We start from the raw sequence: 14328 nt of genomic DNA on the forward strand, positions 1-14328 counted from the left end.
AGCAATTTCAAAATAACCCGTACGGCTCTGGTCATGTTTCAGACCAGAATGATGTGGCACGTGTTACTTCGGCGTGATGTCGCGCCGTACGCGCAGGATGTGCTGCTCGACGTAGAAGGCGGCCGCATCGGCATCGCCGGACACGATCGCCTCGTAGATCAGCCGGTGCTCGGACACGTAGAGCCGGATCCGACCCGCGTCGTAGATGCCGTCGTCCTTCAGCCGCTTCCACAGCGGCTGGTCCATCGTCTTCGCGACTTCGTCCGCGATCTTCACGATCAACGCGTCGCCGGTCATCAGCGCGAGCTGCCGGTGGAACAGCCGGTCGCTCTCGTTCCATAGCGCGCGCTGCTGCGGGTCGCCGATATCGGTGATCGTTTCCATCTGCGCGAGATAGCCTTCGGCGACGGGATCGGCGCGGCCGTGCGCGGCCGCGAGGCGAGCGATCGCGGGCTCGAGGATGAGCCGCACGTCGAGCGTCGACGTCGGGCTGAAGTCCGCATCGGGCGCGCCTCGCGAGTCGCCGCGCTGCGCGAGCACGTCGAGCGGCGCCGGCACGACATAGGTGCCCGAATTGCGCTTCGTGAACACCAGCCCTTCGTTCTGCAGCGCGCCGAGCGCCTCGCGCACCGCCGGCCGGCCGACCTGGAACAGCGCCGCGAGCTCGCGCTCCGACGGCAGCCTCGAATCGGCCGCATAGTGCCCCGCACGGATCTCGTCGCGAATCTTCTCCGCGACCTGCTCGTAGATCTGCAGCGGCCGGAAACCGGCTTCGAGGGATTCGGGGCGCGCGGACATCATCTGGGGCTCCTGCCCGGTCGGGGCCGTGGTTCGGGAATGGATGCGCACTATACCGAAGCGGCACCAGGGCCGGTAGGTAGACGGCCCATCTGGACGGATATTAGAACCAAAATCGGCAATCCGCATGATTTTCCGGGTTGCCGGACAGCCGTCAACTGGTATAGATTTGATCCAGACCGTCTGCCGCCGCGAGTCCGGCGGCTTCCGTGGCGAGCGCGCCATGCGCCCGTCGTTCACGCCCACCGACACAACCGACCGACACGATGACCGCTCTCTCCCGCATTCCCGCTTTCGATGCCGCCGAAACGGCCGCGCTGCTCGACTACCCGGCGCTGCTCGCGACGCTCACGCACACCGTCGCCGAATATGCGGCGGGCGAGATCGTCAGCCCCGAACGGCTCGTCGTGCCACTGCAGGCGGGCGGCGTGATGCTGTCGATGCCGTCGAGCGCGCGCGACCTCGCGAGCCACAAGCTCGTCAACGTGTGCCCCGGCAACGGCGCACGCGGGCTGCCGACGATCCTCGGCCAGGTGACTGCATACGATGCGACGACGGGCGAGATGCGCTTCGTGCTCGACGGTCCGACGGTCACCGGGCGCCGCACCGCGGCCGTCACCGCGCTCGGCATCCAGGCACTGCACGGCGCCGCGCCGCGCGACATCCTGCTGATCGGCACCGGCAAGCAGGCGGCCAATCACGCCGAAGCGCTCGCGGCGATCTTTCCGGACGCCCGCCTGCACGTGCGCGGCTCGCGCGCCGACAGCGCGGCCGCGTTCTGCGCCGCGCACCGCGCGCAGGCGCCGCGGCTCGCACCGCTTGACGGCGACGCGATTCCCGATGCGATCGATGTCGTCGTCACGCTGACGACGAGCCGCACGCCCGTGTATCGCGAAGCGGCACGCGAAGGTCGCCTCGTGGTCGGCGTCGGCGCGTTCACCGCGGACGCCGCCGAGATCGACGCCGACACCGTGCGCCACAGCCGGCTCGTCGTCGACGATCCGGCCGGCGCGCGGCACGAGGCCGGCGACTTGATCGTCGCGAAGGTGGACTGGCAACAGGTCTCGTCGCTCGCCGACGTGCTTTGCGGCGCATTCGAGCGCAGCGGGCCGCTGCTGTTCAAGAGCGTCGGCTGCGCCGCATGGGATCTGGCCGCGTGCCGCACGGCGCGCGATGCGCTGGACGCGCGCCAACGCGGCTGATTGGAGGGAGCGACAGCGGCGAGCACCGTCGGCCTGCGCGCGCGTCCGGCATCGCGACGCAGGCGCCGCCGCCTCTTTCCCGCACGCGTTGTAGGAAACGCCCTACAACGCGTCGCAGCGGCCTACACAAACTTCCAATTCGGCCGATTTCTTTTTTGGCAGCGCAACACGATACTGCCGGCATGAATGCCAGCATGCCACCCACCGCCGCGCTCCGGGTGTTCCTCGTCGATCACGCCGTCGCCGTCCGGCAGCGAATCGCGCTGCTCGTCGGCGCGATCCGTGGCGTCGTGGTCGTCGGCGAAGCCGAGGACGGCCAGGACGCGTGGACGCACATCCGCAGCAGTCACGCGGAAGTCGTGCTTGTCGATCTGCGGCTCGCGGACGGCAGCGGTCTCGATTTGATCGGGATGCTGTCGAAGGCCACGCCGCGCGTCGTCACGATCGTGCTGACGAACCACTCGGCGCCGGCATTCAGAGAGGCATGCGCGACGGCCGGAGCCGACTACTTCTTCGACAAGACCGTCGAATTCGACGCCGCATGCCGCACCATCGAATCCCTGGTGCTCGCTCGCGTGCACCACCCCTGACCGAGCCGGAGTGACTCATGTCTACAGCCACCGCCTGCGCCGCCCCGTCCGTCGCGCCTCGGCCAACGGTTCCGCTTCGCGCGGTCGCGCGTACCGAAGCCGCCAAGCATCCGGCCGCGCGCTGCTCGGTCTGCGCGATGCGCTCGATGTGCCTGCCGCCCGACCTGACCGCGGACGAATACGGCCGCCTCGACGCGATCATCTGCTCGACCCGGCAGGTTCGCCAGGGCGACGCGCTGTTCCGCATCGACGATCCGTTTCACAGCATCTACGCGGTGCGCGCGGGCTCGTTCAAGACGGTGATGATGCATCGTGACGGCCGAGAGCACGTGACCGGCTTTCAGATCGCCGGCGAAACGCTCGGCATGGACGGCATCGGCAGCGGCCAGCACTGCTGCGACGCGATCGCGCTCGAGGACAGCGTCGTGTGCATCATCCCGTTCGGCGCGCTTGAGGCGGCATGTCGCGAAATGAAATCGATGCAGCATTTCCTCTACCAGATGCTGAGCAGCGAGATCGTTCGCGAATCGAGCCAGATGCTGCTGCTCGGTACGATGTCGGCCGAGCAGCGCGTCGCGCATTTCCTGCTGAACCTGTCGTCGCGCTTCGAGGCACGCGGCTATTCGGCATCGGAATTCAACCTGCGGATGACGCGCGAGGAGATCGGCTGCTATCTCGGCATGAAGCTCGAGACCGTCAGCCGGATGTTCTCGCGGTTCCATCGGGATTCGCTCGTCGAAACGCGCGGCAAGCGCGTGCGGATCATCGACGCGCAGGCGCTCGCCCTGGTCTGACGCACGGCGGGCGCGGCGAGCGTCATTGCACGGCGGCGCCCGTCGCGACCGCACGCAACGCGGCCGCTTCAGGCCCGCCGGCCTGCCACGCGGACAGCACCTGCTCGGCTTGCGCGAACGCACGGCGCATCACCTCGTTCACGTCGTCGCCGGAGTTGCATGGCAGCGACGCCGGCACGCGATCGTGCATGACCAGCTCGAGCCGCACGTCGTAGGCGCGGCCGCCGTCGGCGGTCGTGCGCAACTCGATCGACAGCCGGCACTCGTCGAGCCGGGCGCGGAATCGTTCAAGCTGCACCAGCTGTGCGCCCGCTTCGGCTTCGAGCGCCGCGCAATCCGTGCATCCGACGCAGACGATCTGCATGCCCACGCCCATGATGTTCCTCCTGACGGGGTCGGCGCTGTCGACCGCGTTATCTTTCCCTGTGTGTCTCTGTCCCGCGCGCGGCGCGATTGCTGCCCCGGCGATCACTGCCCTGGCAGCATTGCAGCCACTCACCTCTGCGCACGAGGCGGTTCACACGCTGAATGTCTGAGAGGCCTTCATTTCGATCCACGTCATCCCGGCCCGCAGCCCTTCGATCGCGGCTTCGTGTTCGGTCGGATATGCATGACTGTGCTCGAACGTGTGATGAAAGCGCGCCGCTCCCGTCCCGTGCTCGACCGACACGCGGCAGCGGAACTCGCCGGATTCGCACGGCCGCGTCTCGACTTCGACCGACCAGTCGCGTTCATGAATCGTGCCTTGAAGTGTCATGCATCCTCCCGCGGTATCAGTCGTCCATCCGGAAGTGACCGCTGTGCAGCAACACCGGTCGGCCGCCGATTTCATCGAGCATTCGTCGTGCCATCGCCTCGATCGCCGAGCGGTGCGCTTCGAACGCCTGCAGCAAATCCCGCTCCAGCAGCGACGGCGCACCGAAATGGTCTTCCAGTGCTTCGGCCGTGATCGCGCATTGCACGCAACGGCCGTCGACCAGCGCCGAAAACGCGACGACCAGATCGCGCGCGCAATATTCGGGCGGTTCCGGTGGAAAGGCAATCTGCATCTGTCCGCCTGTCATCGTCGAGACGATCTCATGACGTGAGCATAGCGGCTCGCACGGCCGCGCACTTGACCCACGTCAACCGGTTCGTTGCGCCGCACGATGGCGGCCCCCTTCGCATGGCCGGACCGGCGTTCAGCCCGCGTCCGCGTCGATCGTCGCACCGCGCTCGGCCAGCAATTCGCGCAGCACGCTGCGATGGCAGCGGCGCTCGTCCTCGCAGTAGCAGCCGATCGAGAACGCACTCGTCGCCGACAGCGCGGCGAGCAGGTCCAGCACCTTCGGCGCGTCGCCGTGCGCCATCTCCGCGCGGAAGTGGCGCGTGAACGCGCGCCATTCGGCGTCGGTTTCGGCAGCCAGCGCCTGCGCGACGAGTTCAGGGCTCGGCGACAGCGTCGGCAGCCATACATCATAGTAGTTGCGCGATGCGAATTCCGCCTTGGGTACGCCGCGCGGCGGTCGCCGCACCGTGCCGATCCTCAGGCCCTCGCCGGCCGCGCGCGGCGTGCCGAGCCGTACGATTCGAATAGCCATGCCGCTCCTTCGTCATGCGTTCGATTCCGCATCGTACCGCCGCGCCGTCGCCGCGCAACAAAAAACCGGCTGCCTCCAGGGGAGACAGCCGGTTTCGGCGATGCAATCGGGCGCCCGTGGGCGCGCCGGTCAGACGCCGCTCTTCAGCACCTTGCCGATCGCATCCGCGACGATGCCGACGTTCGAATCGTTCAGGCCCGCGACGCACATGCGGCCCGAACGCAGGATGTACACGCCGTGCACTTCGCGCAGCGCGTCGACCTGCGATTCGGTCAGGCCCGTGTACGTGAACATCCCGCGCTGCTTCACGTAGCGCGTGAGCGCTTCGCCGCTGACGTGGTCGCGCAGGCCGTCGTGGATCGACTGGCGCATCCGTGCGATGCGGCGGCACATCGCGGCGAGCTCTTCTTCCCACTGCTTGCGCAGCGCGGGCGTATTGAGCACGGTCGCCACGACCTTCGCGCCGTAGGTTTGCGGGTTGCTGTAGTTCGAGCGCACCGCGCCGGCCAACTGGCCCAGCACGCGCTCGGCCGCGGCCGCATCCTCGCAGACGACGCTCAGGCCGCCGACGCGCTCGCCGTACAGCGAGAAGTTCTTCGAGAACGAGTTCGCGACGAGCGCCGGCACGCCGCGGCGGGCCAGTTCGCGCACCGCGAACGCATCCGCGTCGAGGCCCGCGCCGAAACCCTGGTACGCCATGTCGACGAACGGCAGCAGTTCGCGCGCCTCGATCACGTCGATCAGCTTCTCCCACTGGCCTTCGTCGAGATCGACGCCGGTCGGGTTATGACAGCACGCGTGCAGCAGCACGATGCTGCGCGCCGGCAGCGCGTCGATCGCCGCGAGCATCGCGTCGAACTTCAGGCCGCCCGTCGCTTCGTCGTAGTACGGGTAGGTGTTCACCGTGAAGCCCGCGCGCTCGAAGATGAAGCGGTGGTTTTCCCAGCTCGGGTCGCTCAACCACACCTGCGCGTCCGGGAAGTAGCGCTTCAGGAAATCGGCGCCCACCTTCAGCGCGCCCGAGCCGCCGAGCGTCTGCACGGTCGCGATGCGGCCGGTCGCACGCGCCGGGTGATCGGCGCCGAACACGAGTGCCTGCACCGCGTCGCGATACGCGGCGAGGCCGACCATCGGCAGGTAGGGCTTCGGGCCGAGGTCGCGCTGCAGCGCGGTTTCGGCTTCGCGCACGGCACCCATCACGGGAATCCGGCCTTCGGCATCGAAATAGATGCCGATGCTCAGGTTGACCTTCTGATCGCGCGGATCCTTCTGGAAATTCTCGTTGAGCGTCAGGATCGGATCGCCCGGGTACGCGTCGATGTGTTCGAACATGGCTATGTCGGTCTCGTTTGGAAGAAGGGTCGTGGTGCCCGTGTCAGCGCGCGGACGCGCCGTCGCGAATCGCATAGCCCGCATTCTTCTGACGGAAGCGATACCCGATCGCGAGCACCGCGAGCCATACGGGAATCAGGTACACCGACAGACGGAGATCCGGCGTCAGGTACATCACGACGAGAATGCCGGCCATGAATGCCAGGCACAGGTAATTCGTGAAAGGATAGCCCAGACTGCGGAAGGAAGTCTGCTCTCCCGCGATGCGCTTGGCCTGGCGGAATTTCAGGTGGATCAGCGTGATCATTGCCCAGTTGATGATCAGCGCCGACACGACGAGGCCCATCAGCACCTCGAACGCCTTGCCCGGCATGAAGTAGTTGACCAGCACACACGCGCCGGTCGCGAGCGCCGACGCGCCGAGCGCGGCGAGCGGAATGCCGCGCTTGTTCACCGAGCACAGCACCTTCGGCGCGTTGCCCTGCTTCGCGAGGCCGAACAGCATCCGGCTGTTGCTGTACACGCCGCTGTTGTAGACCGACAGCGCGGCCGTCAGCACGACGACGTTCAGCACGTTCGCGACCAGGTTGCTGCTCAGCGCGTGGAAGATCAGCACGAACGGGCTGCCGCCGGTGACGACCTTCTCCCACGGATACAGCGACAGCAGCACCGCCAGCGCGCCGATGTAGAAAATCAGGATCCGGTAGATCACCTGGTTGGTCGCGCGCGGAATGCTGCGCTTCGGATCGTCGGCCTCGGCCGCGGTGATGCCGATCAGTTCCAGCCCGCCGAACGAGAACATGATCGCCGCCATCGACATCACGAGCCCCGATACGCCGTTCGGGAAGAAGCCGCCGTGCTGCCACAGGTTCGCGATGCTCGCTTCCGGCCCGGCATGGCCGCTCGCGAGCAGCCAGCCGCCGAAGCCGATCATCCCGACGATCGCGACGACCTTGATGATCGAGAACCAGAATTCCGTCTCGCCGTACGACTTCACGCTCGCCAGGTTCAGCAGGTTGATCGCGACGAAGAACACCAGCGCCGACACCCAGGTCGGCACGCCGGGCCACCAGTACTGCACGTAGATGCCGACGGCCGACAGCTCGGCCATGCTGACGAGGATGTACAGCACCCAATAGTTCCAGCCGGACAGGAAACCGGTGAAATGACCGACGTACTTGTCGGCGAAGTAGCTGAACGAGCCGGCGACCGGCTCGTCGACGACCATCTCGCCGAGCTGGCGCATGATGAAGAACGCGACGACGCCGGCCACCGCGTAGCCGAGCAGCACGGACGGGCCGGCCATCTTGATCGTCTGCGCGATGCCGAGGAACAGCCCCGTGCCGAGCGCGCCGCCGAGCGCGATCAGCTGGATGTGCCGGTTCTTCAGCCCCCGCTTCAGGCCGTCCTTCTCGTTTCCAGAAACCATGTCTTCTCCATTCTGCCCGCCTCCGCCGGAAGCGGTGCGGCGCGCCTCGGTGTGCCGGGCGCTGTTTTGCTGTGCCGGCAGCCGTTCGTGGAGCCGCCGGGTTGGGGACTGCAATCTTCGCGCGGCGATGCCCGATGCCTGTCGGCAGGCCCGCCATACCGGACGCCGACCGTCGCCCTCGTCCGCATTGCTGCGGACGCACACGAAAATCCGGCGTCAGTTTAGCGTCGCGACCGTGAAATCGGGTTGCGTAACCCGCTCATGCAAACCCTACATTATGAGATAAGATTGCGTCCGGGAGACAGATGAGGAAACAAAAATGCCTGAACCGGTTCTCGATCGCATCGATCGCCACCTGCTGTCGGTGTTGCAGGAGAACGGCCGCGCGTCGAACCTCGACCTGGCGAAGGCCGTCGGCCTGTCGCCCGCGCAGACGCTGCGGCGCCACCGCCGGCTGGAGGAGATCGGCGCGATCCGCCGCTACGAAACCCGTCTGTGCCCCGATACGCTCGGGTTCGGCGTCACCGCGTTCGTGCACGTGACGATGGAGCGCGGGCATATCCGCGACCTGTCGAAGTTCCAGAAACTCGTGTCGGATCTCGCGCAGATCCAGGAATGTTTCTCGGTAACGGGCGATATCGACTACGTGCTGAAGGTCGTCGCGCGCGACCTGAAGGGGCTCTCCACGTTCCTGCTCGAAACGCTGATGCGCATTCCCGGCGTGAGCGGCGTGCATTCGAGCGTGTGTCTCGACGAAATCAAGTGCACGAGTGCGATGCCGGTGGAAGGCTGAAGCGCTGCCGCACGACACCCCGGGCAGCGCGCTCGGCAGCCGTGCTCACCGCACCGCCTCGAACGCGCCGATCAGCAGCGCGCCCGAAGCAATCACGAGGCACCCGCCCGCGCGACGCCGCGTCAGCCGCTCGCCGAGATACGCGCGCGCGATCAGCGCGGCGAACACCACGCTCGTTTCGCGCAGCGCCGACACCGGGCCCATCGGTGCGCGATCCATCGCCCAGATCACGATCCCGTACGCAAGCGCCGCGAATACGCCGCCGCATGCGGCTTTCGCCGTTTCCCCGACGTCCCGCGTGAGCCGCAACGGCCCCGCGCGCAGCCGGTAGTACGCGGCCATCAACAGCGCGGTCAGCACGAACATCCACGCGGTATAGCCGACCGTGCTGCCGCTTTCCCGCACGCCGATCCCATCGACGACGCTGTACGTGGCGATCGATACGCCGGTCGCGAACGCGGTCGGCAACACTTGCGTCATCCGGTGCTGCGCGCCGCGCCCGCGCTCGAGCCCGATCGCCATGATGCCGGCGCAAATCAGCACGAGTCCGCATTGCGCGCCCGCGTTCAGGCGCTCGCCCGCGAACGCCGCCGCGCCCAGCGTGACGAGCAGCGGTGCGGTGCCGCGCGCGACCGGATACGCGACCGTCAGGTCGCCGTGCTCGTACGCGCGCACCAGCAGCAGCGTATAGACGACGTGGATCACCGCCGACGCGACGACGCACGCCCAGCTCGCGGGCGTGATCGGCGCGGCGGCAGGCAGGAACAGCAGCGCGAACAGCCCGATCGCGATTTGCAGCACCGTGGCCGAGCGCAGCCGGTCGCCGCTGCTGCGCACGAGCGCATTCCATGACGCATGCAGGAACGCGGCGCACAGGACGGCAAACAGAACGGGAATCGGCACGTTGAATACTCGCTGACGGCCGGCAACGCGAAATCGTCGCCGCGGGCCGATCATCGTATGAATGCGTCACCCGATTGTCAAAAACGTGCGTGGCGCGACGTCGCGGGCGAACCGGCCCGCCGCGCGCTGCGGCCCGCCCCGCGCGGCATTCGCGGCAACGACCGCACACGCCGCCGAATGTGTCGCCCAGGTGGCATCCGCAGCGTTCCTTTCCGTTTTCTTTCGCACCGCCGCGCGTCGTAATGAAATCGATACCGCGGCGCAATCCTCGCGAAACCGCTCCGCCCCCATATCTTCATACCGGGCTGTTTCAATGCCGGTGCTCTATCAATGAGCTCCGCGCCGAACCGACACGGCGACGGGGCCGACCTCCACCATCTAACACCTACCTGGAGTTTCCCGATGTTCCGTCAAGCCTTGCTCGTCACCGCCTGCGCAGCCGCAACGCTCGCGCTGTTCGCCTGCGGCGGCAGCGACGATCCCACGTCGACACCCGCCGTGTCGTCGCAGGATGCGCTGAAGACCGCCACGCCGATCAAGCACGTCGTCGTGATCTACGGCGAAAACGTGTCGTTCGACCACTACTTCGGCACCTACCCGAATGCGACGAACCCGTCGGGCGAACCGGCGTTCACCGCGAAATCCGGCACGCCGACGATCAACGGGCTGACGGGCACGCTGCTCACCGCGAACCCGAACTTCACGAACACGGCCAACGGCACCGACGCCGCGAACCCGTTCCGCCTCGATCGCACGCAAGCGGCAACCGCCGACCAGAACCATGCGTACACGGCCGAGGAGCAGGCCGAAGACAACGGCCTCGCCGACCTGTTCCCGAAATACACGGGCAAGGCCTCGTCGGGCGGCGCCGGCGCGTTCGGCACGAAGGGCCAGGTGATGGGCTACTTCGACGGCAACACCGTCACCGCGCTGTGGAACTACGCGCAGCGCTTCGCAATGAGCGACAACGCATATACGACGGTCTACGGCCCGTCGACGCCGGGCGCGCTGAACGTCGTGTCGGGCCAGACCAACGGGATGCAGATCGTCAAGACGTCGAAGCAGCCGTCGACGCTCGCCGCCAGCTCGTACTACATCAACGACGGCCAGGGGGGTCTCACGATGATCAACGACGTCGACCCGGGCTACGACGTGTGCTCGAGCACGACCGACCAGGCGATGATGAGCGGCAAGAACATTGGCGACCTGCTGAACGGCGCGAAGATCACGTGGGGCGGCTTCATGGGCGGCTTCAACCTGTCGACGACCAACGGCAACGGCACGACGGGCTGCGCGCGCAGCATGATCGCCACCGCCGTGAACGCCGCGACGGCCGACTACATCCCGCACCACAACTGGTTCCAGTACTACGCGTCGACCGCGAACCCGCAGCACACGCGCCCGAGCTCGGTTGCGGCGATCGGGTCGAGCCTCGAAGCCGACGGCAAGACGGCCGAGCCGGCGAACCACCAGTACGACAGCGACGACTTCTTCGCGGCCGTGAAGGCCGGCAACTTCCCGTCGGTCAGCTTCCTGAAGGCGCCGGCCGCGCAGGATGCGCACGCGGGCTACTCGGACCCGCTCGACGAGCAGGCGTTCGTGACGAAGGTCGTCAACTTCCTGCAGCAGCAGCCCGACTGGCAGAACACGGCCGTGATCGTCACCTATGACGACTCGGACGGCTGGTACGACCACGTGTACACGGCACCGACCCGTTCGTCGTCCGACGCGGTCGACCAACTGAACGGCAACGGCAAATGCGGTTCGGGCGGCACCACCGGCCTGAACGGCGGCACCGTGAACGGCCGCTGCGGCCCGGGCGTGCGCATCCCGCTGGTCGTGATCTCGCCGTATGCGAAGCAGAACTACGTCGACCACACGATGATCGACCAGGCATCCGTCGTGCGCTTCATCGAGGACAACTGGCTCGGCGGCCAACGCATCGGCGGCGGTTCGTTCGATGCGACGGCAGGCGACCTGCGCGGGCTGTTCGACTTCTCGTCGAAGCCGAATACGGCACCGCTGTATCTCGATCCGACGCAAGGCACCGTGCTGAGCGCGGCGCCGGCGATCTGACCGGCATTGCGTAACCGGTAGCAGCAAGCAGCAGGCCGGCGCATCGTGCGCCGGCCCTTTCCATTTAATGCGCCGCCTGTACACGGCGCCCGACTTTCGACCGACAGCATGACAGCTCGTCCCGCGTTCTCGTCTCCCGACGCATCCGGCGCCGCCGCGCCGCGTTCCCCTGCCCGCCTGCTGCGCCGCGCGGCCTTCGTGACCGGCGCGGCCGTGCTTGCCTATGGCGCGTTCGCGGTCGCATTCCCCGCGCGGGTACCCGCGGCGATCGGCGACGTCGTCGCCGACTGGACCGGCGCGAATCCGCATCCGGTCGTGCTGCAGCGCCCGGCCGCGCAGCCGCTTTCCGCGGTTGCGCAGCTCGGGCGCGCGCTGTTCTTCGATCCCTCGCTGTCGGCATCCGGCAAGCAGTCGTGCGCGTCCTGCCATAGCCCCGATCATGCGTACGGGCCGCCGAACGCGCTGGACGTCCAGCCGGGCGGCCTCGTGATGACGCAACACGGGTTTCGGCCGCCGCAATCGCTGATGTACCTGTACCGTCAGCCGAACTTCAGCATCGGCCCCGATGCCGGCGAAAACGATGCCGCGCCGAGCATCGCGCAGCAGGCCGCATCCGCGGCCGGTGTCGTCAAGGCGCAGAAGGTGGCCGGCACGTCGGCCGCGCCGCAGCTCGTGCCGCAGGGCGGGATGTTCTGGGACGGCCGCGCCGATACGCTGCAGCAGCAGGCGTTCGGACCGCTGCTGAATCCGGTCGAGATGGCGAATGCGAACATCGACGACGTCGCACGCAAGCTCGCGCAACCGTCGCATCGCGCGCAGTTCGAGCAGTTGTTCGGCGCGCGCGTGTTCTCCAGCCCGCAGCTTCTGGTGTCGGAGGCGATGTTCGCGATCGCGCGCTATCAGGTCGAGGATCCGTCGTTCCATCCGTACAACAGCAAGTACGACCGCTGGCTCGAGGGCCGCGCGCGCCTGACGCAGGCCGAGTTGCGCGGGCTGCGGCTCTTCAACGATCCGGACAAGGCGAATTGCGCGGGCTGCCATCTGTCGAAGCCCGGCAAGGACGGCCTGCCGCCGATGTTTACCGACTATCAGTACGAGGCGCTCGGCGCGCCGCGCAACCAGTCGCTCGCGCAGAACCGCAATCCGGCGTTCTACGATCTCGGCGTGTGCGGGCCGTTCCGCGAGGATCTGAAGGACCAGACGCAGTATTGCGGAATGTTCCTCACGCCGACGCTGCGCAACGCCGCGACGCGCCAGGTGTTCTTCCACAACGGCGTGTTCCATACGCTCGATCAGGTGATGGCGTTCTACAACGAGCGCAGCATCTCGCCGCAGAAGTTCTATTCGCACGGTGCGGCCGGCAAGGTCGATGAATACGACGATATTCCGGTGAAGTACCGCGCGAACGTCGACGTGACCGATGCGCCGTTCGACCGCAAACCCGGCGACAAGCCGGCGATGACCGCGCAGGACATCAAGGATATCGAAGCGTTTCTCGGCACGCTCACCGACGAGCCGGTGCGCTGAGGGGCCGGCCGCTCGTAGAGCGCGTTGTGCGCCTTGGTCGGCGCGACGTCGGCGTAGCGTTGCGCGAAGGTGGTGTAGGTGTGGCGGGCGGACAGGTCGTTCGGATCGGTCATGCGGCATCCGTCGGCGGGAATCGGGGGTTCGATTCTGCACGATCGGGGCGCGGATGGCGATGTTCGGATTCCGCCGCTGCGGCGCCTGCGGACTAGCGCGGGTTTTCGGCCCGATACGTGCTGTTCGGGCGCAGGACGAGCTTCTTCGTGGCAGCGTCCAGTTCCTTGCCGTGATACAGGTCCATGCACTTCAGGAAGTCGAATTTTACGTCCTTGATTTCCGATTCGACAGCCGGATTCCGGTAATCGCGTGCAAGGTACTTCGCCACCAGCGCATGAACGACATCTGACGCACGCTCCATGTCGTAGTAGGTCCAGTCGCGCAACGCATTGACGCTGCTACCGATATCCTTGCCGACATCCGGCGCCTGCTTGTAAGCAGTAGCCAGGCACTCCGCGAGCACCATGTCCTTGAAGTTCTGGAGATAGGTCCGTGAGCCAGCCTCCGGCGAGGCGTGAGCCTCTCTCCCTGAAACCATCGCCGGTTGAATCGCAACGCACGCCAGCATGATTGCGAGCCGGGTTCTCTTCATGACAAACTCCAAAAATTCGCGCGATCCGTACGATACCGTGCGCCCGGTTCGTTGAAATAGCAGTGGTCGTAACACGTACGTCCGTTAAACAGCGTGGCGTGGCCCTGTGCATCGCTCCACCCCGACACCTCGAACAGGATGACGCCCTGTCGGGCCGCGAGTGGTCCGCCGTTCGAAGGCGGATACTTGACACCCTCGGCCTTCCCCACCGTTGCTCGAGAAAGCGGATCAAGTCCCTGACACGAAAAAAGTATTGCCGATTGTCTCCGCCCGATACCGTTTGTCCAGGAATACGGGGAATCACCATGCCGGCCTCGCCGAGGATGTAGCTCATCCTCACCGCGCACGTATTGCTCCATCGCTCTGTCGGGCTCGGATTGTAGATGTTTTTCTCAACGTATCCACCTATCACTTTCGCAACACGCTCGCCGGAATTGGCCGAATCGTAGATTCGCTGAGATGCCGCCCATGCGACGGCAAATGACGGTCGTTTCACTATGGCTCCTTGTTGTTGGAATGAATTCGATTGGAGGAAACACCATCGGAAAATCGCAATTGCTGGCGCCTTCCGAATCCCCTCGCGGCCCTCGAACTCGAACGTGATGATGCACGAAGTGAAAGTTTTTTGTAATGACGGCGGTCGCGGCAGCACGGACCC

15 protein-coding genes and 1 pseudogene are annotated in these 14328 nt (G+C 66.4%); 6 read left to right on the top strand and 10 right to left on the bottom strand.

Annotated elements, in window-relative coordinates; all coding sequences use genetic code 11:
- Positions 1-63: 63 nt before the first annotated feature.
- The gene (locus AC1Z3W_RS09660) at positions 64-801 is read right to left on the bottom strand and encodes a FadR/GntR family transcriptional regulator (protein ID WP_483507506.1); all 738 of its coding nucleotides are present in this window, start codon (positions 799-801) and stop codon (positions 64-66) included.
- Between the two features lie 263 nt (positions 802-1064).
- Between AC1Z3W_RS09660 and lhpI the strand changes: the two genes are divergently transcribed.
- From lhpI to AC1Z3W_RS09675, 3 genes are all read left to right on the top strand, one after another.
- Complete coding sequence (lhpI, locus tag AC1Z3W_RS09665; RefSeq protein ID WP_483507507.1) at positions 1065-2000, top strand: bifunctional Delta(1)-pyrroline-2-carboxylate/Delta(1)-piperideine-2-carboxylate reductase; 936 nt, start codon at positions 1065-1067, stop codon at positions 1998-2000.
- Positions 2001-2182: 182 nt separating this feature from the next.
- Positions 2183-2590 carry a response regulator transcription factor gene (locus AC1Z3W_RS09670; protein WP_057927130.1) on the top strand — a complete coding sequence of 136 codons (408 nt, stop codon included), beginning with the start codon at positions 2183-2185 and terminating at the stop codon, positions 2588-2590.
- 17 nt (positions 2591-2607) lie between these two features.
- Positions 2608-3384, top strand: coding sequence for a helix-turn-helix domain-containing protein (locus AC1Z3W_RS09675; protein ID WP_124831893.1), 777 nt, complete (start codon positions 2608-2610; stop codon positions 3382-3384).
- A 22-nt stretch (positions 3385-3406) separates the two neighbouring features.
- Here the strand turns inward: AC1Z3W_RS09675 and AC1Z3W_RS09680 are convergent, their stop codons facing one another.
- The 6 genes from AC1Z3W_RS09680 to AC1Z3W_RS09705 all read right to left on the bottom strand — a co-directional run bounded on the left by AC1Z3W_RS09680 (position 3407) and on the right by AC1Z3W_RS09705 (position 7725).
- Positions 3407-3760, bottom strand: coding sequence for a metal ABC transporter ATPase (locus AC1Z3W_RS09680; protein ID WP_483507508.1), 354 nt, complete (start codon positions 3758-3760; stop codon positions 3407-3409).
- A 141-nt stretch (positions 3761-3901) separates the two neighbouring features.
- Positions 3902-4141 carry a hypothetical protein gene (locus AC1Z3W_RS09685; protein WP_057927127.1) on the bottom strand — a complete coding sequence of 80 codons (240 nt, stop codon included), beginning with the start codon at positions 4139-4141 and terminating at the stop codon, positions 3902-3904.
- Between the two features lie 16 nt (positions 4142-4157).
- Positions 4158-4448 (bottom strand): DUF1488 family protein, encoded by a 291-nt coding sequence (locus AC1Z3W_RS09690; RefSeq protein ID WP_057927126.1) that lies wholly within the window; start codon positions 4446-4448, stop codon positions 4158-4160.
- Positions 4449-4565: 117 nt separating this feature from the next.
- Entirely contained in the window at positions 4566-4964 is a 399-nt protein-coding gene (locus AC1Z3W_RS09695) for a DUF488 domain-containing protein (RefSeq protein ID WP_124831889.1), read from the bottom strand.
- Positions 4965-5093: 129 nt separating this feature from the next.
- Positions 5094-6296 (bottom strand): amino acid aminotransferase, encoded by a 1203-nt coding sequence (locus tag AC1Z3W_RS09700; protein WP_057927124.1) that lies wholly within the window; start codon positions 6294-6296, stop codon positions 5094-5096.
- Positions 6297-6339: 43 nt separating this feature from the next.
- On the bottom strand, positions 6340-7725 hold the full coding sequence (locus tag AC1Z3W_RS09705; RefSeq protein ID WP_057927123.1) for an amino acid permease: 1386 nt from the start codon (positions 7723-7725) through the stop codon (positions 6340-6342).
- Between the two features lie 319 nt (positions 7726-8044).
- Here AC1Z3W_RS09705 and AC1Z3W_RS09710 point away from each other — a divergent pair, with 319 nt between their 5' ends.
- A complete protein-coding gene (locus AC1Z3W_RS09710) occupies positions 8045-8518 on the top strand; it encodes an Lrp/AsnC family transcriptional regulator (protein WP_044843065.1) in 474 nt (157 codons plus the stop codon).
- Positions 8519-8563: 45 nt separating this feature from the next.
- On the opposite strand, the gene AC1Z3W_RS09715 is transcribed toward AC1Z3W_RS09710, so the two are convergent.
- Positions 8564-9475: an EamA family transporter gene (locus AC1Z3W_RS09715; RefSeq protein ID WP_057927122.1), complete on the bottom strand. Its 912-nt coding sequence runs from the start codon at positions 9473-9475 to the stop codon at positions 8564-8566.
- Between the two features lie 348 nt (positions 9476-9823).
- Here AC1Z3W_RS09715 and AC1Z3W_RS09720 point away from each other — a divergent pair, with 348 nt between their 5' ends.
- Complete coding sequence (locus AC1Z3W_RS09720; protein WP_124831883.1) at positions 9824-11497, top strand: phospholipase C; 1674 nt, start codon at positions 9824-9826, stop codon at positions 11495-11497.
- A gap of 108 nt (positions 11498-11605) precedes the next feature.
- Positions 11606-13024 carry a cytochrome-c peroxidase gene (locus AC1Z3W_RS09725; protein ID WP_483507509.1) on the top strand — a complete coding sequence of 473 codons (1419 nt, stop codon included), beginning with the start codon at positions 11606-11608 and terminating at the stop codon, positions 13022-13024.
- A gap of 205 nt (positions 13025-13229) precedes the next feature.
- On the opposite strand, the gene AC1Z3W_RS09730 is transcribed toward AC1Z3W_RS09725, so the two are convergent.
- Positions 13230-13670 carry a type VI secretion system amidase immunity protein Tai4 gene (locus AC1Z3W_RS09730; protein ID WP_057927265.1) on the bottom strand — a complete coding sequence of 147 codons (441 nt, stop codon included), beginning with the start codon at positions 13668-13670 and terminating at the stop codon, positions 13230-13232.
- Between the two features lie 244 nt (positions 13671-13914).
- Positions 13915-14004, bottom strand: a pseudogene (locus AC1Z3W_RS09735) (type VI secretion system amidase effector protein Tae4); the annotation flags it as partial.
- Between the last annotated feature and the right edge of the window lie 324 nt (positions 14005-14328).

This window comes from Burkholderia sp. 10_S31, assembly GCF_056930375.1.